Origin of the sequence: uncultured Sphingomonas sp., from assembly GCF_913777625.1 — a bacterium.
In the GTDB taxonomy this organism is placed as follows: domain Bacteria; phylum Pseudomonadota; class Alphaproteobacteria; order Sphingomonadales; family Sphingomonadaceae; genus Sphingomonas.
This window is the reverse complement of the sequence record NZ_CAJYTI010000020.1, coordinates 234975-257826: the sequence shown is the minus strand read 5'-3', so window position 1 is coordinate 257826 and position 22852 is coordinate 234975. Positions and strand designations below refer to the sequence as shown.

The window sequence follows — 22852 nt, the reverse complement described above, 5'->3', positions numbered from 1 at the left end:
GCGATCTAATAAGAATTATCGTATACTAAGCATTGTTCAAAAAACATATTGCTGCGTACAGCTGTTCTTACCATCTGCACTGTTTGTGCATATGGACTTTGGTCTATGTGGACGCATTGGTGGATTGACGCTGGCGATCGTGCCGCTATTCATCATGCGTACACAAAGGGGTTTTGAAAGATCGTTGAAATATCAAAGGTTTACGCATAATTTCTTGAAGCGGAATAACTAGTTTTGTTTCGCGGCGCAAGCGTGGCGCCGTAAAATCCGGGCATATAGCGCGTTCGAAGCGGCTGGAAGGCGCCGGAGGCCCGGCGTTTTGCGCGTTCCCGACGCCAGGTCCAGCCTTGCGAGTGCCCGTTCAGGCGCGTTGCGATAGATCCGGGAAAGTCATGGCACTTGCCCGCCACATGCGTCGCGCGATGCTTCGCTCCTCCGGGCCGGTGGCGCTGGCGTAAATAGCGGTCGTGCGCATGTCGGCGTGCCCGAGCCATCGCTGCACCAGGTTCAGCGGCACTTGCGATTGAATGGCGGCAACGCCGAAGCAGTGGCGGAGACCTTTGGGCATTGCATGCGATCCACTCAATCCTGCAGCAGCCATCACTTTGCGAATTCGGCGATACGCGGTGACCCGCGAAAAGGTCCATAATCGCAAGGCTTCCCGCCCTTGCATGACATGCGCTCGCAAATCATGGGCATCAAGAATGAAGTTGATGAGCTCCAAGGGAACTGGGATGCTTCGGAATACGCCGCGCTTTCGTTTTTTGAGGCATTCTATAACGATCAATCTTGCCTGGATATCGATGCTTTTCGTGGTGAGCGACAAGGCCTCGGAAATACGGCAGCCGGTTGCAGAAATAAGCCAGCAGAGCGTGAAAGTGCTGACATCAAAGTTTTTCGCGGCTTTTAAGAATGCGGTTCTTTCCGAAGTCGTAAGATATTTTCGCTGGCCGTTCGAATCATATATCATGTGCTGCATGTTTTCGACCCATCGTTTGATTTGTACGTAATATCAGAGCGTTGCCGTAAACCGCAATCGTCCAACCATGTAACAGAACTAGTTATTCCGTCTCGCCATGGGGGGGTGTTCCTCCCGTACGGTGGCGGGGACGATGATGCGGGTTGGGAGGTTCTGGCGGCGTTTCGATCGGGGGCTGAGCGCCCGCGCGGACGTCGTTCATGCCGCGCCGCTCGATGCTGCCTACGCACCCAATGCGGCATGGGCGGCATTGGCGGTCGTCGTCCGCATCGACAATCTCGACTTGATCCGTATCGTTTTCGGCAGTGCTGCGGCGATGGAGGCTTCCAGCGCGGTCTGGCATGCGCTGCAAGGCCGGCTGGCCTCGTCTTCTGCGGTTGCCGGCGAGTGCGTCGTGCAATCGCCGGACGAATTCTGCTTCGTGGTGCGTGCGGCCACCGAAGTCGGTGCCGGGTCGCATGATTTCCTGCGCGGGGAGGTTGGTTCCTGGCTCCTCGCGCTGGGGTCCCAGCCGATCTCCGGACCGGGTCCGGACCTGCATGTCGCGCTGTCGTGGAGCGCGGTCGATGCTGGGCCGCGCTGTGACGACAAGGATGTGCTGCATCACTTGATGATCGAGGCGCGCAACCTTCTGCCGCATCCGCGGGACGGAAGCGTGCCCCAATTCTCCCGATCGGAATGGGTGCGGCGCGACATGGCGCTGGCGGCCGGGCACTATGCGGCGCTGGCGTCGGGGGAACTCCAGTTCGCCTGGGAGCCGGTTCGCGCGATCGATGACGACGCGCTGCTGTACATGCGCGCCGTCGCCGCCATTCCGGGCGTGGTCGGCGAGGTCATCGATCGGGAGGCCGGGTATCGCGCCCTGGAGCGCCTGCAACTGGTTGCCGCCTTCGATCAGTTGCTGGTGCGGCTTGCGATGGACCATGTCGCGCGCAGCGGCGGGCGGGCGGTATGCGTATCGGTCTCGGCGATCAGTTTTCGGCGATCCGCATGGTGGGATGGTGTGATGTCCCAATTTGCCATGCAGCGTGCGCGGGCGGAGCGCCTGCTCATCGCGATTGATTGCGGGCAGTTCGCCCTTTCACCCGGCGGCGCGGCCGAACTGGCCGATCAGCTGCGCCGGCTCGGCTGCAAGATCGTGCTGCACGGCTTCGGTGGCGGGCAGGTGGCGTTTGCCGGACTCCTGGCGCTGCGGCCCGATGTCATCATGCTCGATCCGTTCCTGATCCGGCTGGCGGGTCGCGGGGGGCGGGATCTCGCATTGTTTCGTCAGTTTGTCGCGCTTGCCGCCGTACTGGCGCCGATCGTCGCGGCCGAGGGCGTGGATGCGCCGGCCCAGGCGGAGATGGCGCTGGATGCGGGGGTGGCGTGGGGGTGCGGCGCCTATGCCGGTCCGCCGACATGGCGCGGGCCCGAGGCGCATGCGGGCCGCCCGGCACGCATTCCGCCCTTCCAGTGGTCAGACGTCGCAGCGGAGTGGGTCGGATGAGCGAAGACATCGATCCGCAGGGGCTTGGTCCCGATCTTGATGGCGATGGTGCTCGTTTCTGGCGTGGACTTGCCTTTGGCCTGCCTTTGTCTCTGCTCTTGTGGGGGCTGATCATCGGCATCTGTCATCTACTGTTTTCGGTACCGGCATGATTTCTTCAAATACAAATGGGGTGTCTCGCTTGATCGCTGTGCGTCATGGAATGTTGCTCGCGTTGCTTCCGCTGTGCAGTGGGACGGCTGCGGTTGGGCAGGATCTGGCCGGGCAAAAGCCGGGTGCGGAACAGGCTAGGGCGGTTGCTGCGGTGCGTGCGCCGCAGGGGGCGGCGCCGGCACGGCAGGATGCCACGACATCGTTGTCCAATTCGGCGGATCGGTGGCTGTCGCCCAACGCATTTCTGAATGTCGCGAACCAGATTTCGAGTCAGGCGGCCGCCGGCAAGGCCGGCGCGATCTACGACGAGGTCTCGCCGATCCTGAAGGCGCGGTTCACGCGCGACGCATTCGTCGCGGACTTGCAGAAAAAGCTCTCAGGGAAAGTCGTGCAACGGAACTGGCAAAGTATCAGCCAGGTAATGATCGCTGACACCCCCAATGCAAAAGGAACTGCAGCGGGGGAATACGTGATGGTGGGCTTGCTGGTGCTCGCCAAGGGCGAAGATCGGAAAAACGAAGTAAGAACCGAGGTACTTTCATTCTTCCACGAGAAAAGTGGTGCGTGGCTTCTTGCTGATTACCAAATAAATAAAAAAACGATGTGAATATTGTCTGTCGGGCCGGACAGTATGGTTTGATTATGTTGGTGTGCATATTGTTCGGTTTCAAGGGGAATTATTGTGAACGAGAATAGCGTAAATGGAAGGTCGGCATCGAGCCGGCGGCTTGGTGCGAATGTCGGGCGGATCGTCGGAATCGACGGGGCGCTGAGCAAGAACATGCGCCGTCGGGTGATGGCGATCCTGCGGATGTCGTCGATGTATGTCGTCTTCGGCCGCAAGGCGGGGGTCGGTGCTGTCGGGTCCGCTGGAGGTGTTCGCGTTTCGTTTTCGCGACCCACCGTGGGCGAACCGGGGATTGCTGCGGGAACAGTGGCAAGTCTGAGCTCGACCGGCTTTCTGTATATGCTTGCAGCTGCCGGCGCCGTGGCGGTCCCGGGGGAAGCCTTTGCTCAAACTCCTCCATATAGTCTTTTGTGTGTGACGGGTAATGCTAGCACGCAAGGCACGGCAAACACTAATACGGCCACCGTTGATAGTAGAAATCCTTCTGTGGTTTCTGCCAACCAGAATAACTGCTTTACTGACTCGTCGCGGGGTGGGGCGATAGGGGATTCTATAGCTCAGTTATACTCGGATAATGGAAACGGTGCGTTTGCCCTTGTGGAAGTTAATTCGACAAAGCAGGTTATCGACTTCAAGACGGGAAATACTAATTCCTTGATGAAGGAAGGTGCCGACGTCATCACGGGCGTGACCGGAAATACACTCAACAATATCGCCGCTCAGGCGCTCACGGCAAACAGCACATATGCGGTCAATGGTGGGCAGCTGTTCGCGGTACGATCTTCGCTGTCCACCAGCATTGCCAATACCAATACCAGCCTGGCGACGCTGTCGACCTCGACGTCGACGGGGCTGAGCGCGGCGACCAGTGGGATCACCTCGCTGTCGACCTCGACCTCGACGGCCCTGAGTACGACCAACGGCAACGTGACGGCCTTGTCGACCTCGACCTCGACGGCCCTGAGCACGACCAACGGCAACGTGACGTCGCTATCGACCTCGACGTCGACGGGTCTGTCGGGCGCGAACAGTCGGATCACGTCGGTGTCGACGGGTCTGAGCACGACCGACAGCCGGGTGGCAGCCTTGTCGACCTCGACGTCGACGGGGCTGAGTGCAGCGACCAGTGGGATCACGTCGCTGTCGACCTCGACGTCGACGGGGCTGAGCGCGGCGACGAGCGGCATCACGTCGCTGTCGACCTCGACCTCGACCGGTTTGAGCACGACCAACAGCAACGTGACGTCGCTATCGACTTCGACGTCGACGGGTCTGTCGGGTGCGGATAGTCGGATCACGTCGGTGTCGACGGGTCTGAGCACGACCGACAGCCGGGTGGCGGCCTTGTCGACCTCGACGTCGACCGGGCTGAGTGCGGCGACGAGCGGGATCACGTCGCTGTCGACCTCGACCTCGACCGGCCTGAGCACGACCAACAGCAACGTGACGGCCTTGTCGACCTCGACGTCGACGGGGCTGAGTGCAGCGACCAGTGGGATCACGTCTCTGTCGACCTCGACCTCGACGGGGCTGAGCGCGGCGACGAGCGGGATCACGTCGCTGTCGACCTCGACCTCGACCGGATTGAGCGCGGCAAGCAGCGGCATCACGTCGTTGTCGACTTCGACCTCGACTGGCCTGAGCACGACCAACAGCAACGTGACGGCATTGTCGACCTCGACGTCGACGGGGCTGAGCAATGCGACCAGCGGCATCGTGTCGCTGTCGACCGGTCTGAGCACGACCGACAGCAACCTGGCGGCGCTGTCGACCTCGACCTCGACCAAGCTGAGTTCCAACGCAAGCACCTTAGCTAGTAACTCCAGCACTTTACTGAGCCTGTCGACCTCGACCTCGACGCGGTTCAGCCAGCAAAGCAATGTCTTGAATAGTCAGGCAAGCTATATGGTTAGCCTGTCGACCTCGACCTCGACCGGCCTGAGCAATGCGACGAGCGGGATCACGTCGCTGTCGACCGGTCTGAGTACGACGGACAGCAACGTGGCGGCGCTGTCTACCTCGACCTCGACGGGCCTGAGCAACGCGACGAGCGGGATCACGTCGCTGTCGACCGGTCTGAGTACGACGGACAGCAACGTTGCGGCGCTGTCTGCCTCGACCTCGACGGGCCTGAGCAACGCGACGAGCGGGATCACGTCGCTGTCGACCGGGCTGAGCACGACGGACAGCAACGTTGCGGCACTTTCGACCTCGACCTCGACCGGGCTGAGCGCGGCAACCAGCGGGATCACGTCGCTGTCGACCGGTTTGAGCACTACCGACAGCAACGTTGCGGCACTTTCGACCTCGACCTCGACGGGCCTGAGCGCGGCGACGAGTGGCATCACGTCGCTGTCGACCTCGACCTCGACCGGGCTGAGCGCGGCGACCAGCGGCATCGCGTCGTTGTCGACCGGGCTGAGCACGGCGACGAGCGGGATCACGTCGCTGTCGACCGGCCTGAGCACGACGGACAGCAACGTGACGTCGCTGTCGACGTCGACCTCGACCGGGCTGAGCACGGCGACCAGCGGGATCACGTCGCTCTCGACGTCGACCTCGACCGGACTGAGCGCGGCGACCAGCGGCATCACGTCGCTGTCGACGTCGACTTCGACCGGGCTGAGTGCGGCGACCAGCGGGATCACGTCGCTGTCGACGTCGACCTCGACCGGGCTGAGCACGGCGACCAGCGGCATCACGTCGCTGTCGACCGGGCTGAGCACGACGGACAGCAACGTGACGTCGCTGTCGACCTCGACCTCGACCGGGCTGAGTGCGGCAACCAGCGGCATCACGTCGCTCTCGACGTCGACGTCCACCAGCCTCAGCACCGTGGCCAGCGATGTTGCGACCGTTTCCTCGGGTCTCGTGAGCCTCTCGACCACCACGAGCTCCGGCCTGGCGTCGGTATCGACCGGCCTGGTGTCGCTCTCCACGACCACGGCGCAGGATGTGGCTTCCATCAGCACCGCGCTGGCGCCGCTGCTTCCGGTCGTCGGCTCGGGCACGCAGGCGGTCGCCGTCATCGCAGGCGGTGTCCAGAGTTCGAACACCTTCAACACCCGCGGGGCAAGCGGGGATACCATCAAGACGGTGGAAGCCCCGTCCTGTCGCACGGTGCAAGGGATCGATACGACGGCTACCGGGCTTTGCTCCGCTGCACTGGGAGACGGTGCGACGGCCTATGGCTCGAACGCCAGGGCGGAAGCGACGAACGGGACCGCCATCGGGTTCCGCGCGGTTGCCGGCGGCAGCGGTGCGACGGCCGTGGGCTACAACAACAAGGCGACCGGCAACCAGTCCATTGCCATCGGCTATGCCAATGTCGTCAGCGGCGATAGCTCGGGCGCGATCGGCGATCCCAACGTCGTCAGCGGCAACGGAAGCTACGTCGTCGGCAACAACAACACCGTCGCGTCGAACGGGGTCTTCGTGCTGGGCAACAACGTCAACGTCGCGGCGGGCAATGACGGCGCCGTCGTGCTCGGCGACCGCAGCACGGCCAGCGGCCCGAACACGGTCTCGGTGGGGTCGGCGGATCAGACCCGTCGCATCACCAACGTGGCCGACGGCATTGCCGCATCGGATGCGGCGACGGTCGGTCAGCTCGAGCGGTCGAACGCCGCGCTGGGCAACCAGATCGCCGGTGTACAGAACCAGGTCTATGACCTCGCACGGTCGACCTCGTTCGGTATCGCCGGAGCGACGGCCATTGCGATGATCCCGGACATCGATCCGGATCAGCGCGTCTCCATCGGCATGAGTGTCGCCGGGATCGACGGATATCAGGCAGTCGGCCTCGGTATCACGGGTCGGATTGGCGACAATGTCAAAGTGAAAGCGGGTGCGTCTATCTCCGGAGGCAAGTCGGTGTACGGCGCCGGCATCGCCTTCGGTTGGTAAACGCGTCGCTGCTCCGGGGCGAATAGTCCCCCAACGGCTCCGGAGCGGGGAAGTGCGGGATCATGCCCGCCCGCACTTCCCTTTTTATTATTACGTGCGGACCATCACGAGTATTTCATGCGCATCGGGATTTCCATCTTCACCCAGGCTGACCAGAATATCTGGAACAACGGCATCGGGCAGAACGTGTATCACCTTGCCACGCTGTGCCAGCAACTGCCCTTCGTCGAAGCGGTATATCTGCTGAACTGCGGTGATAACGACGCCGTACCGGCAGGTGCAGGCGAAGCGGGTGCGCGCTTTCCGCTGTTGGCGCTGCGCGACGCGATGGATTCGATCGACGTAGCGATCGAGGTGTCCGGCGCGCTGGATTCCGAATGGATCGATCGGTTTCGCGCCCGCGGCGGCCGCATTGCCTATCATATTTGTGGGCAGCCCTACGCCGCGATCGTCGATCATACGACCTTCGGGCGCACTGGCTGCTTCGTCCGCCCGGATCGCTGCGACGAGGTCTGGCTGCTCGAGAAGGACGCGCCGTTCGCGGCGATGGTAGGCAGCATTCACCGCTGCCCGGTCACCATCGTGCCCTATCTGTGGGCACCGAATTTCCTCGTGGAGAGCTTTGCCGGTGATGGGGAAAGCTTCGGCTACCGAAAGGGGGCGTTGTCTTCGGAGCCGGCAACCGTCGCAATTTTCGAGCCCAATCTGTCTCCCATCAAGATGGGGATCATCCCCTTCCTGATCGCGGAGGAAGTCGAGCGGATCGACCCGCAGGCCATCGCTGCCGTCCGGTTCATGAACGCGGCGCATCTGGCCGAGCACGGTACCTTCGCTGCGCTGATGGAAAGCAGTAACTTGTACCGAAATGGCAAAGTCTCGCTGCATCATCGCGACTTTTTCTCCCATGTGATGGGGCGCGGGGCGAATGTCGTCGTCAGCCATCAACTGGAGTGTTCGCAGAACTATCTTTATCTGGACGCAATTGCGGGGGGGTACCCACTGATTCACAATTCTCCTCTGTTTGCGCAGGTGGGATATTATTATCCGGAATCGGACGTGGCCGCCGGTGCGCATCAGTTCTTGCGGGCCTGCCGGGAGCACGATCGGGAGTTGCCGGCCTACAAGGCCGCGGCGGCGACCAAGATCGCAAGCCTCAGCCCGTTCGACCGGCATAATCAGAACGCCTATGCGCGCAGGCTGCTGGACCTGGTCGCGGTTGCGGAAAGGCGTCGCGCATGATCGCGACGAGTGCGCGTGCGGTCGGCCCCCGGCTCAAGGTCGGGGTTACCCTGTTCATCCGCGACGGCAGCCAGTCCCTCTGGGAAAACGGCATTTTCCAGAACTGCTATTTTCTTCTGATGCTGCTGGCGCAATCGCCGGTCGTCGAGCGCTGTTTCATCGTCAACGGGGGGCCGGGCGATCCCGCCGCTGCCGGCGATTTCCTGCAACAGGCGCCGGCGCCGGTGCTCACGCTCACCGAGGCGATGAACGAACTTGACGTGATCATCGAGCTCAGCGCCCAGCTCGATCCCGAGTGGGGCCGGCAGTTTGCGGGGCGGGGCGGGCGCATCATCGGCATGCGGGTCGCAAACGATTTCGTGATCGATGTCGAGCGGATGATCTTCGAATTGCCGCCCGCATTGTTGATGTCGGGCGTGCCGTACGACGAGATCTGGACGCTCCCCGCCTTCGAGAAGACCTGCGCGCCCTATTATCGGAGCGGCTTTCGTGCCCCGGTTCGGGTGATGCAGCACCTGTGGAATCCGACGCTCCTCGAACGCGCGAAGGCGAAGGCAGGCGTCGAGGAGCCGTTCGAATATCGGCCCGGCCGGCGTCGATGGCGCGTGGCCGTGGTCGAACCCAACATCTGTACGGTCAAGACCTGCCACCTGCCGTTGCTGTTGTGCGACGTTGCCCACCGGCAGGATCCGAACGCGATCGAGCTCCTGCAGGTGTACAACGGCATGGCGCTGAAGGAGCAGGCGGATTTCGTTGCCTATGCACGGTCGATGGACCTGGTGAATCAGGGGCTGGCGACCTTCGAGCCGCGATTTCCGATTTTCCACGTCATGGGGCGCGCGGCGGACGCGATCGTCTCGCATCACTGGGAAAATGCCCAGAATTATGTGTATTACGAAGCCCTGTACGGCGGATTTCCGCTGATCCACAACTCGCACCTGCTCAACGACTGCGGCTATCGGTACCGCTCGTTCGATCCGCAGGATGGAGCGCTGGCGCTTCGCCAGGCGCTGGCGGGGCATGATCGCAACCTCGACGCCTATCGCGCGCAGGCGCAATCCTTGTTGCGGCAGCTGGATCCCGATGCGGAAGCGAACATCGCTGCCTATGGCAGCGTGCTGCAGGCGGTCGTCGCGCGGAAGCGGGAGCAATGAGCGGGCGGATCGTGTGGCGCGCCAGGCTGACGGTGGCGGTGCCGATGGCGCTTGGCGGCTTCCTGCTGGGGCAGATGGCGGCCGCAGGGCCGAAGGCTGCGCCGCCGCCGAAGGAGCCACTGGTGGTAGCGGCGGCACGGACGGTCGGCGTGAAACGCTGCCTGCCGATGATCACGGCCATCGCCCAGCGCGGTACCGCAGGGGCGACCCTGCAAGACATCATCATCGACTGGGATCGCAAGGTGCCCGACAGCGCACCGTTCTTCTCGATGACCGGTCTGGGCAACGGCACGCTTCGTGCTGCGCTCACGATCGCGGCGATCCCGTCCCCCGCAGGTTGTGCGGTGCTGGTCGAACGCGTTTCCTACGCGCCTCGGGCATGCTCGGCCGTCGCGGCGGCCGACCTTGGCGGCTTCCCCTCCGGCCAGCTGATCGACGGCATCACGGTGTATCAGAACCCGCGTCAGGCGGGCGAGACCTACAGCCTGATCAGCAGCAACGGCGGCTGCCTCGTCCTTCGGCGCCAGGCTTCCCTCAATTGGACAGGATAGAATATGGCGCGTCGGCCTTTGCGCATCGGTGTCACGATTGGCTTGCGTGCACCGGATGAAAGCCTCTGGAGCAACGGCATCAAGCAGAATGCGCTGTTCCTCGCCAAGCTCTTCCGTACCTCGCCTCTCGGCCATGACGTCGTGCTGCTCAACACGACGGATGTTGCGATCACCCCCGCACTCCCCTGGGACTTGAAGGCCTTTCCCACGGCGTCGTTCGACGAGGCCTGTGACGGGCTGGACGTGGTGATCGAACTGGGCGGGCAGATTTCCCCGGAGCAGACCGCCCGGATCAAGGGGCAGGGGACGCGGCTCGTCAGCTATTGTTGCGGGCCGGAATATGTCCAGAACATCGAGGCCATGATCTTCGGGCGCCCGCTATGGGACTCGATCTTCATCAACCAGCACTATGACGAGCTCTGGGCGATACCGCAGGTCTCGGGCACGACGCTTCCGTTGCTGCAGACGCTGCGCCGATGTCCGGCACGGGAGGTCCCCTTTGTGTGGGATCCGATGGCCATCGAGAGCGTCGCCGCGGCGCTTCCCCATGGAGGCGAGTACCGTCCCCGCGAGGCGCCCCGCCGCGTGGCGGTGATCGAGCCCAACATCGACGTGCTGAAATTCTGCCTCTATCCGATCCTGGCGACAGAGCGCGCCTTCCGGGTCGCGCCAGACCGCTTCGAGATGCTGTACGTCGCCAACAGCAAGGATATGGCGCTGGCGGATCGGGAGTTCGCCGGTCTGATGCGGCATCTCGACATCGTGAAGGCGGGGAAGGCGGTGTTCCTCGACCGCGTCCGCACGCCCGATTTCCTCAGTTCCCACACCGATATCGTGGTGTCGCACCAGTGGGGCCTGCCGCTGAACTATTTCTATCTCGAATGCTGCTGGCAGGGATATCCGTTGATCCACAATGCGCAGATCGTCCGGGATCTTGGCTATTACTATCCGGAAAACGCCGTGGATGTGGCCGAGCGTCACATCCTTGGCGTCTGTGCGCGGCACGATGCCGAATGGCAGCCCTATCGTGATCGCCAACGCCGCCGAATTCAGCGCTTCCTCGCAACCAATCGCGCGTTGGCGGACCAATATGATGATCTTCTATTCGGCCTGCTGAGCCGCGCCAGCACTGTCGCGCGCCATCGCTAGCGCAGAAAAAATCGGTTTCCGCGCAACGACGTGTGTCCGCGAATTCTATCGCCCGCATTTCTGACCATTCAGGAAGAAGTTCAAATGACTGTGTTTGCTAACCGAGGGAGTGTGCCCAGTGCGTATGACGGATTGCCTCGCGGCCGGGACGGCGGCATTGGTGCGCTGACATGACCAATTCACATGTTCGGCAACTGATCGATGCAGCGCGTGCTCGGATTGCTGCCGAAGGAATGCGTGGTCTCAGCCTTCGCACGATCGCGCAGGATGTCGGGATTTCGCTGGGTTCGCTCAGCTATCGGATCGGTGACAAGGCGGCCTTGCTCAAGCAATTGCTGGAGCGGGAACATCTTGACCAGCAGGAGGTGCAGGCAATTTGGCGCCAGCGCGTGAAAGCGTTGAATCTGGCCTCTCCCTCCATTCTCGCAGCGGTCATCACGACGTGGTTCGAAGATGCATGCCAAGGGCGCCGCGTGGCGACGCTGGCGGGTTGCGAGTTGTTGCTCGAAGCCGGGGCCAATCCCAGCACCTATCCGGGGATGGCCGCGGTGCTGGACGCGCAGGATGCGTTCTGGCGGGAGGTGATGCTGGCGCATCTGCCGGCCGAGGAGGCGGGGATCTTCGGATGTGCTATCGCGAATTACATTCGCGACGAACTTCCGTTCTCGCTCGCTGCAGGTAGCAATGCCGAGTACCGGCTGCTCCGCGCGGCCACCGTCGAGCGCCTCGCCGCCCGGCTGGCGGGCGGCGAAGTCGGCCTGTCCGTGCATTTCGCGCAACTGGTGGCGGCGACCGGTAGCGAGAGTGCGGAAGCGCCGCTGCCGGTCGACTTGTCCGCGGGAACCAAGCGCGCGGAAGTGGCGGCGGCGATCGCCTCGCTGATCGCGGAGCAGGGGGTTGCGGCGGTATCGCATCGGGCGGTCGCGGCGCGCGCGGGAGTTTCGAATTCCAGCGTCGCGCATTATTTCCGAACCCGCACCGATCTGCTCGACGCCGGCTTCGGCGCGCTGGTGATGAACATGCGAGACGAATTGCACGAGCCTGCGGGGTCTGCGCGGTACCAATCCTGGGCGGCGTTGATGCGATCGACCCACGCCCTTGCCCTGGCGGCAGCGCGCGATCCGCAGCTCGTGCCGTTCGCGCTGGATATGCGCCGACGGCGCGCCGAGAACGGGCGGGACGCGCTGCGTGCGGCGTTGTCGGCCGACGCGCCGATCGACGACGCAGCCGTCCAGTCCGCGGCGTTGATCATCGTCGGCAACTTCCTGGCGATGCAGGCGCGGGGCGGCTTCGATCGTCCGGGGTGGCTGAAGATCGAGGATATTGCCCGGTTGCGGCGCCCGTCAGGCATCGCGGAATCCGCCTGAACGGGCATGCGCGGGCTCGCGGGCAATGGCGACGCCCGCCAGGCTGCAGGCGAGCATGACGAACAGGCCGAACATCAGGAACTGGTGGGGATCGGCGTGCGTGCTGACACCGATGGAGGACAGCCAGATCCCCACCAGCAACGCGGCCAGGCCGAGCGCGATCTTGGTCGCCATGGTGTAGACACTGAACGCTGCGGTGAAGCGCGCCGCACCGCTTTGGCCGTCGCGCTTGATCGCGTCGGTCAACACGGCCCAGCTCAGGAACGCGACGCCGCCGCTGCCCAGGCCGAACCAGGCAAGCAACAGCGTTACCGCATTTCCCATGCTCTTCGTCCAGGGAAGAAGCAGGGCGGTGATGCCACAGACGACATAGGCCCAGCCGAGCGCCTGCCGGCTGCCGATGCGGCGCGCGACGGGCGACCATAGCCATATCGCACCCAGTCGGGCGACGGTGGCGACCAGCAGCGCCAGCGGGCCGAGTACCCCTTTCACCACATCGATGTGCAGCAACGCCTGCGCCGTCGCGGCGATCGGTGCGATGCCCAGCATGGTCGCAGCGCAGAAGCGCCAAACGGCGGGGGACCATCGCGGCGCGAGGTCCGTTTCCGGTTGCTCGATGTGGAGACTATCGCCGCGCAGAAGAAACGGAAGCGGGGTCATCAAGGCGAGCGCCGTCAATGCCACGCAGCCGACCAGCATCGCCGCGCGGTGGGGATCGCTGCCGGTGCCGGCCTGAATCAGCGCCGCGACGAACGCTATCGCGAGGGTGGCGACCGCCGATCCGATCGCGCGAACCCGCGCCGCCATCAGATCGGCACCGCGCGCGGCAAGATGACGGGTAAGGCCGTTATGCGGCACGTCTGCGACGCTGTAGCCAAGCCGGAAGACCAGCAGGAACAGCATGGCGCTCCAGGGATTGCGCGGCGCCAGCAGGGGCAGCGCGGCAAAGCCCGCCGATGCCACGAGGATCGCCAGACAGGCCAGCCACGGCATTGCCCGGCGCAGCCAGGCGAAACGAATGATCGCGCGGCCGACGAGGCCGTCGCAGACCGCATTTGCCAGCGCGCTGGCCAGAAAAAGTCCCCCTGCAAGGCCGGAGGGCAGCGCGAGAAAGCGGATCATGATGTAGAGGCACAGGAGTTCCTCGCCCGCCCAGAGCAGGCTGATGCCGAGATGTACCGAAGCGTAGCTGATGAGCAAGGGGTGTCGCCCCCAGCGCGAGATCGTGGGTGAGCTCATGCGAGCGCCTTCTTGATGATAGGGGAGCCGTGATGGCGTTCGGTCAGTGGGTGGATGTCACCTGTCGCGCGACCGCGCTGCCGGGAAGCTGCACGACATAGGGCGTGCCATAGCCGTTGCCGCTTTGCTCGAAGTCGGTCGAAACGATCTGGGCGTTCGTGGCGAACGCGGCATCCGCCCGTGTGCGGTCGTTGACCTTGGCCTCGTAGGTGTCGATGTCGGTGCGCGTTCGGACCATATAGCCCTTGGCGACCGCGCTGCGGATTTCGGCACCGCGGGCCAGCGCGTTGTCGTCGAGAATGAACGCGGCATGCGGCTGGCCGGGCTGGGAGTCGAGAAAGGCCAGCCGCCCCTTCAGACCGGGATGCCCCTCGAGATACGCCGCCGCGCCGTCATGCCCGGTCGCGGTGATCAGCTGGAACAGGAACTTTCCGCGCGCCTGCCCCAAGGTCGGCCAGTTGCCGGCCAGCACCGCCTCTTCCAGCGTGGCGTGCGCGCCACGAACGTCGTCGGGCGTGACCAGGCGATCGCGGCCGATCACCTCTGCGATCACCCGGTCGATCTCGTCATAGTCGGTGCGCGTGAACGGCGGGCTGGACGAGGCGCCGGGCAGGATCGGCAGCGACTGCACCTTGGCCTCCACCAGCACGAAGATGGGGATGTGCCGCGGATGCGCGTCGGACCAGCGCTTCAGCTCGGCCAGGCACTGGCGGAACGTCGGGCACGAACTGCGAACGTCGACGTCCGGCAGGTGCAGCACTTTCAACCCCGGCGTCGCAAGCGCGGCGCGATCGAACGGCAGCAGGTCGTCGATCCCCTGGCTGCGCAGGAGGCGATAGGCGGCGGGATCGGCATAGGCGCCGCCCCGGGGATCGGAGTGCACATCCAGCTCGACCGCGCGAACGCCCAGCTCCAGCTGCCGGGTCAGGCTGGGATGCCGGTAGTTCAGCGCTTCGGAAAAGCGCACGTCGTTCGGATGCGCGATCGCGATCTCACGCCGTTGGTCGGGCGGCAGAAGCGCCAGCATCTTGCTCGCCGGCGGCAGGCGCGCATCGAGCATCGCCGCCACGCGCGGGTCGACCCCGAGCGCGTAGCTGTTGTGCGTGCCGAGCACCTGGAGGTGGTTGAGGGGCGTTGACTCGGGAATCTCGCTCGCCTCGGGCGGGGGGGCGTTCTGGCCCCTGCCCGGCGAGGCCATGCCCGTGGCGAGGAGGGCAAGGCCGGCTGTTGCCGCCAGGGTTAAGGAAAACCGGGCTCGCATCGTGCGCATCAGAAGCGGACGTTCATGAAGCCGCCCACCGTGCGGCGGGCGTTGGGCGAGGTATAATGGAGCAATCCGATCGCGCCGTAGATCTGCCAGCCTGTCGAGAAATAGGTGTCGAACAGATTGCGCGCATAGACGCCCATTTCGATACCCGAGCGGGCGTGCAGGACGCTGATGCGCGCGTTGGTCAGGCCGAACCCGGGGACATAGGAATAGCTGGGCTGCCCCACCACGGTCCAGGTTGCGCTCCGATACGCATAGTCGACATGCGCGCGCAGGCGTAGCGGGGACGATAGCGCATGCTCGTAGGTTGCCGCGGCGGTTGCCGAGAATGCGGGCGAATTCGGCAGGCGCGTATTGGTATAGTCGGTCGTCGCGTCGAACCGGTAGTTGGTGAAGTATGCGTCCGTATAGGCCCCCGACGCCGCGAGCGTCAGCGACGGAGTGGGGCGCAGGGCGATGCTGCTCTCGACGCCCTGGCTGCGCAGGCCGCCGGCATTGCCGATCGCCGTCGCGAGAAGCGAGCCGCCCGCGCCGTCCGGTATCCGGGTGAGGATCGTCGCCTGAAAATTGGTGAAGTCGGATCGGAAGAGGTCGATATTGAAGCGGAGGCGGCGCCCGAACCATTCGGATTTGAGGCCCACTTCCCACGCCTTCACTGTCTCAGCCGCAAACGGATCATATTTGTTGCCGACGAAGGCGATGCCCGCCGGTTTGTAGCCTGTCGTGTAGGTGCCGTAGACCATCAGCTCCGGCGCGACCTGGAATGTCGGCGAGATGCGGAAGGAGAAATCGTCGCCGGTCACGCGGCCGAACGGACGCACCGGCGGCGGGCTCGTCGGGATGAACCGGGGGGAGAAGCCGGTCACCGGAACCGGGTCCATCGTCACATAGGTCAGCCCTTGGGCGTTGTTGTCGTGGCTGTAGCGCCCCCCCAGATCGAGATGGAACCACCGCGTCGGTGCGATGCGGACTTCACCGAAGATCGCTGCGGTTTCGTTCACGGCCCGGAATAGCGAGGCGTTGCCGGTGGCGCCGATCGCGCCGGAGACGGCGAAGAGCGTCCGGGCCGGGGTGCCGTTGGTGAAGACCGGGGCTCCCAGCGTCGCCCATTGGAGCTGCGACTGTGTCGCTTCCAGTCGGTTGTAGAAGGCGCCGATCAGGTACTGGATGAGGCCGCCTTCGGGCGAGGCGAGATGGACCTCCTGGCTCACCTTGTCGGTGTGAAGATAGCCGACATTGTACGGGATATAGGCGAACCGATCGACCGGCGTCAGATTTGCGGGCGTGGCGTTGTCGTAGCGGGTGTAGCGATAGGCGCTGATCGACGTGAGGTCATGAGTGCCGATCTTTGCATGCACCCGCACCGAGGCGCCCCATTCCTCGGAATCGAGCTGTCCATAAATGCTGTCGGCGGTATCGGCGTTTCTGGGGCCGGGAGTGACGCCGAGCGATCCCAGGATCGCCGTCACGGCAGCAGGCTGGCCGGAGACCGGCGTGCGGACATTGCTGTCCCAATGATGGCCGTAATCGCCCGACACCAGCAGATCGAAGCGATCGTTGGGCTGGAGCAGCAGGCGGGCGCGGCCGCCATAGTCGTGCGTCGAACCTACCAGCTTGTTCAGGGTCACGTTCCGGCCGAAACCGTCCTGTCCTTGATCGAAGCCGGTGATGCGCAGCGCTGCCCGATCGCCCAGCGGGAGATTGACTGTGGCGTTCAAGATCCGGTCGGCATGCGCGCCGAAGCTCGCGCTCGCCTGCACCGACGTCGTCTTCAGCAGCGGCCTGTTGGTCGTGATCGCAATCACGCCCGAAGTGGAGTTCTTGCCGAACGCCGTGCCCTGCGGCCCCATCAGGACATCGGCATGCGCAATGTCCGCCAGGCCGATCAGTCCGTTGGCGCGCTGGCCGTCCATTACCACGTCGTCGACGACGACGTTGACCGACTTCGCGTTGGAAAAGTCGAACGACGTGGTGCCGACGCCGCGGATTTGGAACGCGGCACCCTGGGTCGGATCGTATTGCAGACCCGGCACGAGATATTGGAGGTCGGTAAGGGTGCTGTAGCCGGCGTCGCGGATGGCCTCCCCGGTGACTGTCTGGATCGCGACGGACACCCGCTGGCCGTTCTCCTCGCGCCGCCGGGCGGTCACGACGAGGTCCGTCAATTCCTCGTTTCTGCTCTGACTGTCATCCGTCCCGACTGCAGCGCCTTGGCTGACCTGCGCAAACGATTGCGGAGCGCAAAACGGGACTGTAACGATTGCAACCAAACCGACAATGCGAAACAATTGTACTGGCTTATCAGATATTTCCAAGAAAGGCGCTCCCAGCGTAAGATACGATTCGCCGTACGTATAACAAAGATTCATTTTGAATCTAATGCACTTGTACTGATGTCTTGGTTCTTTCCCTTTCCCGGCAGCCGTAGGAGGCCTTTCCCGCGTATGTACGCGCGTGAGCCGCCCCGTCTTATGCCGATCGCCCAGGGCCGCGTGCTTCAAGCCCCTGGGCCTGCGGCAACCCCGGGGGGGGGGCGGTTCGGTAGTGCTTGCGACGGGATGACACGGAGGCTCCGTGTTCCTTGGCGCTGCGACCCTCCAGCAGGCCCCCTCCGCCAACGGAGCCACGCCGTCGCAGATCGATATCAGCGCGGCTCCGCGCGCGCGCCGGGTGCGCAGCCACGGGCGGTTCTCCATGTGCGTGTCCGATGTCCCGAACGATGCCAGCCCCTCCGTTCCGGCGTGCAGCGGCGAGACCGACGAACGGGCGACGTCAGCCGATCACCAGCTGGGCGATCAACACGCCGTTCAGTGTGATCACGATCGTGGTGATCAGAAGCGCGGCGATGCGGATCGACCGGCCGTTGGCGAAGCGCCCCATCAGGGTTCGATCGCCGGTGAAGCGCACGAGTGGAACGACCGCAAAGGGCAGTTGCAGGCTCAAGACGACCTGGCTCAGCACGAGCAGCCTGGCGACGCCGCCCTCTCCGTACAAGCCTGCGACAAGCGCAGCGGGCCCGATCGCCAACCCGCGCGTGACCATCCGCCGCAGCCAATGCGGCAGCCGCAGGCCAAGAAAGCCCTCCATCACGATCTGCCCCGCCAGCGTGCCGGTGATCGTGGAATTCTGGCCGGATGCGAGCAGCGCGACCGCAAAGAGCGTGCTCGCCAGGCCCATGCCGAGCGCCGGCGCCAGCAGCGCATAGGCGTCACTGATTTCGGCCACCCTGGTCTTGCCCGATCCGTGGAATGCCGCCGCGGCGAGGATCAGGATCGCGGCATTGACGAACAGCGCGAGCCCCAGTGCGACGGTGCTGTCGATCGTCGCCAGCCGGATGGCTTCGCGCTTGCCGCGGTCGGTGCGGTCAAAGGCGCGCGTCTGCACGAGCGAGGAGTGAAGATAGAGATTGTGCGGCATCACCGTCGCGCCGAGGATGCCGATCGCGACGTACAGCATCATGGGGTTGGTCACGATCTGCGACGAGGGCAGCAGCCCGGCGCCGATCGCCGCGAGGCTCGGCTGCGCCCACACCAGCTCCACCGCGAAGCAGAGCGCGATGACGATCAGCAGTGCGACGATGAAGGCTTCGAGTTGCCGGAACCCGCGCCGCTGCAGCATGAGGATCAACAACACGTCGAGCGACGTGACCACGATGCCGGCGACGAGCGGCAGCCCGAACAGCAGCTTCAGCGCCACGGCCGTGCCGATCACCTCGGCCAGATCGCACGCGATGATCGCGAGTTCGCACAGCAGCCAGAGGCCGATCCGCGGCACGAGCGGATAGCGGGCGCGGCAGGCCTGGGCGAGATCCATGCCGGTAACGATGCCCAGCTTCGCCGAGAGGCTCTGGAGCAGCATCGCCATCAGGTTCGACAGCAGGATGACCGACAGCAGCGAATAGCCGAAGGCGGAGCCGCCGGCGAGGCCGGTCGCCCAGTTGCCGGGGTCCATATAGCCGACTGCAACGAGATAGCCGGGCCCGGCAAAGGCCCCCAGTTTGCGCCAGAACCCCGCGGCGGCTGCCGGCACGGCGACGCTCCGGAACGCGCCGGGCAGGCTCGCCGCGTGGATCGCGGTCGAGCCCCCCGAGGCGGGCATATCCCCCTCGAACGGCGGCATCAGTTGGCGGCGCTGAGCTTGATCGTGCCGTTGACACCGCGCGGGAAGAACCCGCCGCGATCCACCGATGCCTTGTTGAGATAGGCGATGTTGAGCACCTGGCCCGCCGACCGGCTGAACGCGACCCCGTTGGAATCGGTCGGCACGATGTTGGTGGCGTTGCCGATCGGGCGGACGCCCTGGTCGAGATCGCTGGGGCCATCCAGGCTGTCCCGCGCGTTCGAGATGGCCTCGGTCGCGTCGATCAGCGAGGGTGTCGTCAGCCCCTTGCGGTACAAGGTCGTGCGGATCAGCCCCGCGTGATAGGCCTCGGCGGCGAGGATGCCGGCGGCCGCTTCCAGATAGGTCTTGTTGGTGATCAACGGCGAGGCGCCCTTGTACGCGCTGACGCCGACATCCTCGAAGATGAAGGCGGCGAGCAGGAAGTTCTCGTCGCTGGCATAGGGATCGAACGCCTGGTTGGCGCCGACCAGCCCCGCCGCCCGCGCGGCGGTGGAGAAGGCGCCGTTGACGTCGGCCGAGAGATCGAGGTCCGGCTGCGCGACGGCGACGCTGCCCAGGGCACTGCGCAGAAAGGCGACATGCGCCTGCTCGTCGCCTGCGATCTCGCGGGCGTAGCGGGCGACGGCGGCATCCTTGAACTGGACCTGCCGCCCGCCGTTCGGCGCGCCGGCCTGGCCGGTGCCGGAGAGCATGCTCGCCGGCAGCGACGCGCCCGTTGCCGCGAAGGAATAGAATTGCGCCTCGAGATATTCGAGGTTGAGCGCGAAGTTCAGCACGTCCTGGTCGGTAAGGCTGCTGGTCGGCGTGGGCGTGGGCGACGGGGTGGGCGTCGGCGTCGGGGTGATCATCGATCCCGGACCGTCATTGCCGCCGCTGCACGCCGCGAGCATCGACGCACCGGCAGCCGCAAGGCCTGCGTTTTTCATGAAGGCCCGGCGTTCGGCGCGGCGAGCGTCGCACGCGTCCAGGACCTGCAGAACGATATCATGGTTCATGGCTGTAGCCTCCCTGGAGCCGCGCGATCAGTTCGCTGCGCTGGTGACGATGGTGCCGTTGACGCCGTTCGGGAAAAATCCGCCGGCGGTGACCGCGGCCTTGTTCAGGTAGACGATGTTCAGGACCTGGCCGGTCGAGCGGCTATAGGCGAGGCCATTGGCATCGAGCGGGGCGATGTTGCTGGCGGTGCCGATCGCGCGGATGCCCTGATCATCGTCGCTCGGGCCGTCGAGGCTGTCGCGCGCGTTCGAAATCGCCTCGGTCGCGTCGACCAGGCTGGGCGCGGCGATGCCCTTCGCATCGAGCGTCGTGCGGACGAGGGCGGCATGATAGGCCTCGACCGCGAGAATGCCTGCCGCAGCCTCGAGGAACACCTTGTTGGTGATCAGCGGCGAGGCGCCCTTGTAGGCGGTGACCCCGACATCCTCGAAGATGAACGCGCCGAGGAGGAAATTCTCGTCGCTGGCATAGGGATCGAAGGATTCGCCCGCGCCGATCAGTCCCGCGGCGCGGGCGGCGTTGGAAAAGGCGCTGGTGGGGGATACGCCGATGTCGATCTGCGGCTGGCCGACGGCGGTGGCGCCGATCGCACTGCGCAGGAATGCGACATGGGCGCGTTCGTCGGCCGCGATTTCCTGGGCATAGGCGGCAACCGCCGGATCCTTGAAGGTCGCCTGGCGCGCGCCCATCGCGGCACCGATCTTGCCGGGCCCGGTCAGCAGATCGGCGGACAGGCCGACGCCGTTGGCGGCGTAGGAATAGAATTGCGCCTCGAGATATTCGAGGTTCAGCGCGAAGTTGAGCACGTCGCCATCGGTGAGGCTGGCCTGGGCGGCGGCGCGCTGGACGCTGGTCGCCATCGCCAGTCCGCCGCCCGCGACGGCGGTGAGCGCGAAGGCCTTGAAGAATTCCCGACGGTCTTTCCGGCGCTGGGCCTGTTGCTCGAAGGCGTCGAGTAGCTCGGTTTGCTGGTTCACGGCGCGTGCCTCCCTGATGGTAGCGGCCTTCGAACCACGGGTGTTTTCAAGCAGTTCCGGTTCGATGCGGGCTGGGTACGGTGTCGTACAAAATGTCCGCGGACCCGCGTTTTCGTGCATCCGTGGGGCCGAACGTTGCGAAGCTTACAGGCAACGAGGAGAGGGCCGCGCCGATGCCGAAACCGAACGCCCGCTATGCGCCGGACATTCGCGGCAATCTGCTGCTGCGATCCCTCCCGCAAAGCGACGCGTGGCTGCTGATCCCGCATCTTTCCCGCCAGCATTTCGGCGCCCGCGATCGGGTGAGCCGCACGGCCTGCGGATCGGTACAGTTGGTCTTTCCGGAAACGGCCGTCTTCTGCGTTCGACAAGCAATGCTCGGCGATCGTCAGCCTGCTCTGGGCTTGGTCGGCCACGAGGGCATGCTGGGCTGGTCGCTGTTGATGGGGGTGGAGGAGAGCTTCACGCTCGCCACCGTGGAACTGCAGGGCGGTACCGCGCTGTCCATTGCGGCGCGCCCCTTGCTCGAGGCGTGCGCCAGGAGTCCGACGCTACGGGCCAATCTGCTGCGCTATGCGGACAATTTTCTCGAGCAGATGGCCTCGACGCTGGGCTCGAACACGATCGACGCCCTGGAGCGCCGGGTCGCTCGGTGGATCTTGATGCTCCACGATCGCAGCGACGGCGACACGCTGATGGTGACCCACGACGAGGTCGCCCGCGCACTTCACACGCGCCGGGCCAGCGTGACCGAATGCTTCCACGTGCTCGAGGGCGAGAAGATCCTCCGCTGCGAGCGCGCGCGCCTTACCATTCGGGATCGCCACCGCCTCACGATCATGGCCGGATATTCCTATGGCGCTGCCGAGGCGCGCTATGCGGCAGCGATAGCCCCGTGGCCGCGTGAACTGCCGCCCGCGTGCGGGCTGCCGAGCGACGCTTCCGCCCAGCGCCCGGTGCTGATGTCCTGATCGAAACGGCGCACGTCGAAGCGGAGCAGCCGGGCAGGTGGTGAACCTGCTGGACCAGCGCCGGGTATCGTTCATGGGCACGAAGTTCTGATCGCGGCCATCGGCGGTCGTCGCACCGGGTGCGGCGGTCGCTCGCCGCGTTCGGCCTTAGCGCGCCGCGTCTGCGGACAATGCCGCCAGGACGGGGGCGGCGCCCGGCGGGCCGCCGGGCCGGCGCAGCACGTCCGCCAGCGTGTAGCGGCCGATCACGTCCATGAAGGCGCGGCGCGCTTCGTCGAGCACGCCCGGCAGGGTACAGCGGCGCGCCAGCCGGCAGCCGGTGCAATCCACCATCGGGCAGCGCGGTTCGGTCACGTCCAGCACGGCGCCGAGATTGATCTCCGCGGGATCGCGCGCGAGCCGGATCCCGCCGCCACGCCCGCGTATCGCCTGGATGAAGCCGGCATGGGCAAGCGTGTTGGCGATCTTCATCAAATGGGTGGCGGAAATGGCCTGCGCCTCCGCCACCGCGGCAATGGAGACGCGCCCGGACCCGATGCTGCCGAGATGGATCAGCAAGCGCAGCGCATAATCGGAATGGCGGGTCAGATGCATGCCGGACCTTCCTACTTGGCCAGGCATGCACGCGCAGTGGGGGAAAACACGTAGGTTTGACGTTCGTCAAA

General features: G+C 64.8%; 20 protein-coding genes and 1 pseudogene. 11 read left to right on the top strand and 10 right to left on the bottom strand.

Translation table 11 applies throughout. The annotated features are described in order from the left end of the window. Nucleotides 1-361: 361 nt before the first annotated feature. On the bottom strand, nucleotides 362-979 hold the full coding sequence (locus tag QZ814_RS11140) for a tyrosine-type recombinase/integrase (RefSeq protein WP_294332022.1): 618 nt from the start codon (nucleotides 977-979) through the stop codon (nucleotides 362-364). 121 nt (nucleotides 980-1100) lie between these two features. On the opposite strand from QZ814_RS11140, the gene QZ814_RS11135 reads away from it, so the two are divergent. The 4 genes and pseudogenes from QZ814_RS11135 to QZ814_RS19210 form a co-directional block, all read left to right on the top strand. Beyond that, nucleotides 1101-2468, top strand: a complete 1368-nt coding sequence (locus tag QZ814_RS11135; protein ID WP_294332019.1) for an EAL domain-containing protein — start codon at nucleotides 1101-1103, stop codon at nucleotides 2466-2468. Next, complete coding sequence (locus QZ814_RS11130) at nucleotides 2465-2620, top strand: hypothetical protein (protein WP_294332017.1); 156 nt, start codon at nucleotides 2465-2467, stop codon at nucleotides 2618-2620. Before QZ814_RS11135 ends, QZ814_RS11130 begins: the two co-directional genes overlap by 4 nt. Nucleotides 2621-2649: 29 nt before the next feature. Continuing rightward, nucleotides 2650-3228 carry a DUF4019 domain-containing protein gene (locus tag QZ814_RS11125; protein ID WP_365898545.1) on the top strand — a complete coding sequence of 193 codons (579 nt, stop codon included), beginning with the start codon at nucleotides 2650-2652 and terminating at the stop codon, nucleotides 3226-3228. A 174-nt stretch (nucleotides 3229-3402) separates the two neighbouring features. Next, nucleotides 3403-4035, top strand: a pseudogene (locus QZ814_RS19210) (hypothetical protein); the annotation flags it as partial. On the opposite strand, the gene QZ814_RS11120 reads toward QZ814_RS19210, so the two are convergent. Next, entirely contained in the window at nucleotides 3969-5129 is a 1161-nt protein-coding gene (locus QZ814_RS11120) for a hypothetical protein (protein ID WP_294332015.1), read from the bottom strand. The pseudogene QZ814_RS19210 and the gene QZ814_RS11120 sit on opposite strands and share 67 nt — an antisense overlap. A gap of 21 nt (nucleotides 5130-5150) precedes the next feature. Beyond that, the gene (locus QZ814_RS11115; protein WP_294332012.1) at nucleotides 5151-6137 is read right to left on the bottom strand and encodes a hypothetical protein; all 987 of its coding nucleotides are present in this window, start codon (nucleotides 6135-6137) and stop codon (nucleotides 5151-5153) included. Here QZ814_RS11115 and QZ814_RS11110 point away from each other — a divergent pair. From QZ814_RS11110 to QZ814_RS11085, 6 genes are all read left to right on the top strand, one after another. Continuing rightward, nucleotides 6121-7155 (top strand): YadA-like family protein, encoded by a 1035-nt coding sequence (locus tag QZ814_RS11110; protein WP_294332008.1) that lies wholly within the window; start codon nucleotides 6121-6123, stop codon nucleotides 7153-7155. The two genes, QZ814_RS11115 and QZ814_RS11110, sit on opposite strands and share 17 nt — an antisense overlap. A gap of 117 nt (nucleotides 7156-7272) precedes the next feature. Beyond that, entirely contained in the window at nucleotides 7273-8394 is a 1122-nt protein-coding gene (locus QZ814_RS11105) for a DUF2827 family protein (RefSeq protein ID WP_294332007.1), read from the top strand. Continuing rightward, nucleotides 8391-9548: a DUF2827 domain-containing protein gene (locus tag QZ814_RS11100; protein ID WP_294332004.1), complete on the top strand. Its 1158-nt coding sequence runs from the start codon at nucleotides 8391-8393 to the stop codon at nucleotides 9546-9548. The genes QZ814_RS11105 and QZ814_RS11100 overlap by 4 nt, the downstream gene beginning before the upstream one ends. Further along, the gene (locus QZ814_RS11095; RefSeq protein ID WP_294332001.1) at nucleotides 9545-10099 is read left to right on the top strand and encodes a hypothetical protein; all 555 of its coding nucleotides are present in this window, start codon (nucleotides 9545-9547) and stop codon (nucleotides 10097-10099) included. Before QZ814_RS11100 ends, QZ814_RS11095 begins: the two co-directional genes overlap by 4 nt. A 3-nt stretch (nucleotides 10100-10102) precedes the next feature. After that, the gene (locus QZ814_RS11090; RefSeq protein ID WP_294331998.1) at nucleotides 10103-11248 is read left to right on the top strand and encodes a DUF2827 domain-containing protein; all 1146 of its coding nucleotides are present in this window, start codon (nucleotides 10103-10105) and stop codon (nucleotides 11246-11248) included. 170 nt (nucleotides 11249-11418) lie between these two features. Further along, entirely contained in the window at nucleotides 11419-12615 is a 1197-nt protein-coding gene (locus tag QZ814_RS11085; RefSeq protein WP_294331995.1) for a TetR family transcriptional regulator, read from the top strand. On the opposite strand, the gene QZ814_RS11080 is transcribed toward QZ814_RS11085, so the two are convergent. The 6 genes from QZ814_RS11080 to QZ814_RS11055 form a co-directional block, all read right to left on the bottom strand. Beyond that, nucleotides 12592-13854 (bottom strand): MFS transporter, encoded by a 1263-nt coding sequence (locus QZ814_RS11080; RefSeq protein ID WP_294331992.1) that lies wholly within the window; start codon nucleotides 13852-13854, stop codon nucleotides 12592-12594. The two genes, QZ814_RS11085 and QZ814_RS11080, sit on opposite strands and share 24 nt — an antisense overlap. 43 nt (nucleotides 13855-13897) lie before the next feature. Beyond that, the gene (locus QZ814_RS11075; RefSeq protein ID WP_294331990.1) at nucleotides 13898-15052 is read right to left on the bottom strand and encodes a Ca2+-dependent phosphoinositide-specific phospholipase C; all 1155 of its coding nucleotides are present in this window, start codon (nucleotides 15050-15052) and stop codon (nucleotides 13898-13900) included. 71 nt (nucleotides 15053-15123) lie between these two features. Beyond that, on the bottom strand, nucleotides 15124-17286 hold the full coding sequence (locus tag QZ814_RS11070) for a TonB-dependent receptor (protein WP_294331987.1): 2163 nt from the start codon (nucleotides 17284-17286) through the stop codon (nucleotides 15124-15126). A gap of 607 nt (nucleotides 17287-17893) precedes the next feature. Beyond that, on the bottom strand, nucleotides 17894-19240 hold the full coding sequence (locus QZ814_RS11065) for an Nramp family divalent metal transporter (RefSeq protein ID WP_294331984.1): 1347 nt from the start codon (nucleotides 19238-19240) through the stop codon (nucleotides 17894-17896). Next, entirely contained in the window at nucleotides 19240-20238 is a 999-nt protein-coding gene (locus tag QZ814_RS11060; RefSeq protein ID WP_294331981.1) for a ferritin-like domain-containing protein, read from the bottom strand. The genes QZ814_RS11065 and QZ814_RS11060 overlap by 1 nt, the downstream gene beginning before the upstream one ends. Nucleotides 20239-20265: 27 nt before the next feature. Next, nucleotides 20266-21216, bottom strand: coding sequence for a ferritin-like domain-containing protein (locus tag QZ814_RS11055; protein WP_294331979.1), 951 nt, complete (start codon nucleotides 21214-21216; stop codon nucleotides 20266-20268). A 92-nt stretch (nucleotides 21217-21308) separates the two neighbouring features. Here QZ814_RS11055 and QZ814_RS11050 point away from each other — a divergent pair, with 92 nt between their 5' ends. Next, nucleotides 21309-22187, top strand: a complete 879-nt coding sequence (locus QZ814_RS11050; protein WP_294331976.1) for a Crp/Fnr family transcriptional regulator — start codon at nucleotides 21309-21311, stop codon at nucleotides 22185-22187. A 147-nt stretch (nucleotides 22188-22334) separates the two neighbouring features. Here the strand turns inward: QZ814_RS11050 and QZ814_RS11045 are convergent, their stop codons facing one another. Next, on the bottom strand, nucleotides 22335-22781 hold the full coding sequence (locus QZ814_RS11045; protein ID WP_294331974.1) for an Rrf2 family transcriptional regulator: 447 nt from the start codon (nucleotides 22779-22781) through the stop codon (nucleotides 22335-22337). Nucleotides 22782-22852: the final 71 nt, after the last annotated feature.

Excerpts from the sequence above, each read along its gene's own strand:
- QZ814_RS11140 (WP_294332022.1), bottom strand. The coding sequence starts at position 979 with ATGCAGCACATGATATATGATTCGAACGGCCAGCGAAAATATCTTACG.
- QZ814_RS11130 (WP_294332017.1), top strand. The coding sequence starts at position 2,465 with ATGAGCGAAGACATCGATCCGCAGGGGCTTGGTCCCGATCTTGATGGC.
- QZ814_RS11105 (WP_294332007.1), top strand. The coding sequence starts at position 7,273 with ATGCGCATCGGGATTTCCATCTTCACCCAGGCTGACCAGAATATCTGG.
- QZ814_RS11100 (WP_294332004.1), top strand. The coding sequence starts at position 8,391 with ATGATCGCGACGAGTGCGCGTGCGGTCGGCCCCCGGCTCAAGGTCGGG.
- QZ814_RS11095 (WP_294332001.1), top strand. The coding sequence starts at position 9,545 with ATGAGCGGGCGGATCGTGTGGCGCGCCAGGCTGACGGTGGCGGTGCCG.
- QZ814_RS11090 (WP_294331998.1), top strand. The coding sequence starts at position 10,103 with ATGGCGCGTCGGCCTTTGCGCATCGGTGTCACGATTGGCTTGCGTGCA.
- QZ814_RS11085 (WP_294331995.1), top strand. The coding sequence starts at position 11,419 with ATGACCAATTCACATGTTCGGCAACTGATCGATGCAGCGCGTGCTCGG.
- QZ814_RS11080 (WP_294331992.1), bottom strand. The coding sequence starts at position 13,854 with ATGAGCTCACCCACGATCTCGCGCTGGGGGCGACACCCCTTGCTCATC.
- QZ814_RS11075 (WP_294331990.1), bottom strand. The coding sequence starts at position 15,052 with ATGGCCTCGCCGGGCAGGGGCCAGAACGCCCCCCCGCCCGAGGCGAGC.
- QZ814_RS11065 (WP_294331984.1), bottom strand. The coding sequence starts at position 19,240 with ATGCCGCCGTTCGAGGGGGATATGCCCGCCTCGGGGGGCTCGACCGCG.
- QZ814_RS11060 (WP_294331981.1), bottom strand. The coding sequence starts at position 20,238 with ATGAACCATGATATCGTTCTGCAGGTCCTGGACGCGTGCGACGCTCGC.
- QZ814_RS11050 (WP_294331976.1), top strand. The coding sequence starts at position 21,309 with ATGTCCGCGGACCCGCGTTTTCGTGCATCCGTGGGGCCGAACGTTGCG.
- QZ814_RS11045 (WP_294331974.1), bottom strand. The coding sequence starts at position 22,781 with ATGCATCTGACCCGCCATTCCGATTATGCGCTGCGCTTGCTGATCCAT.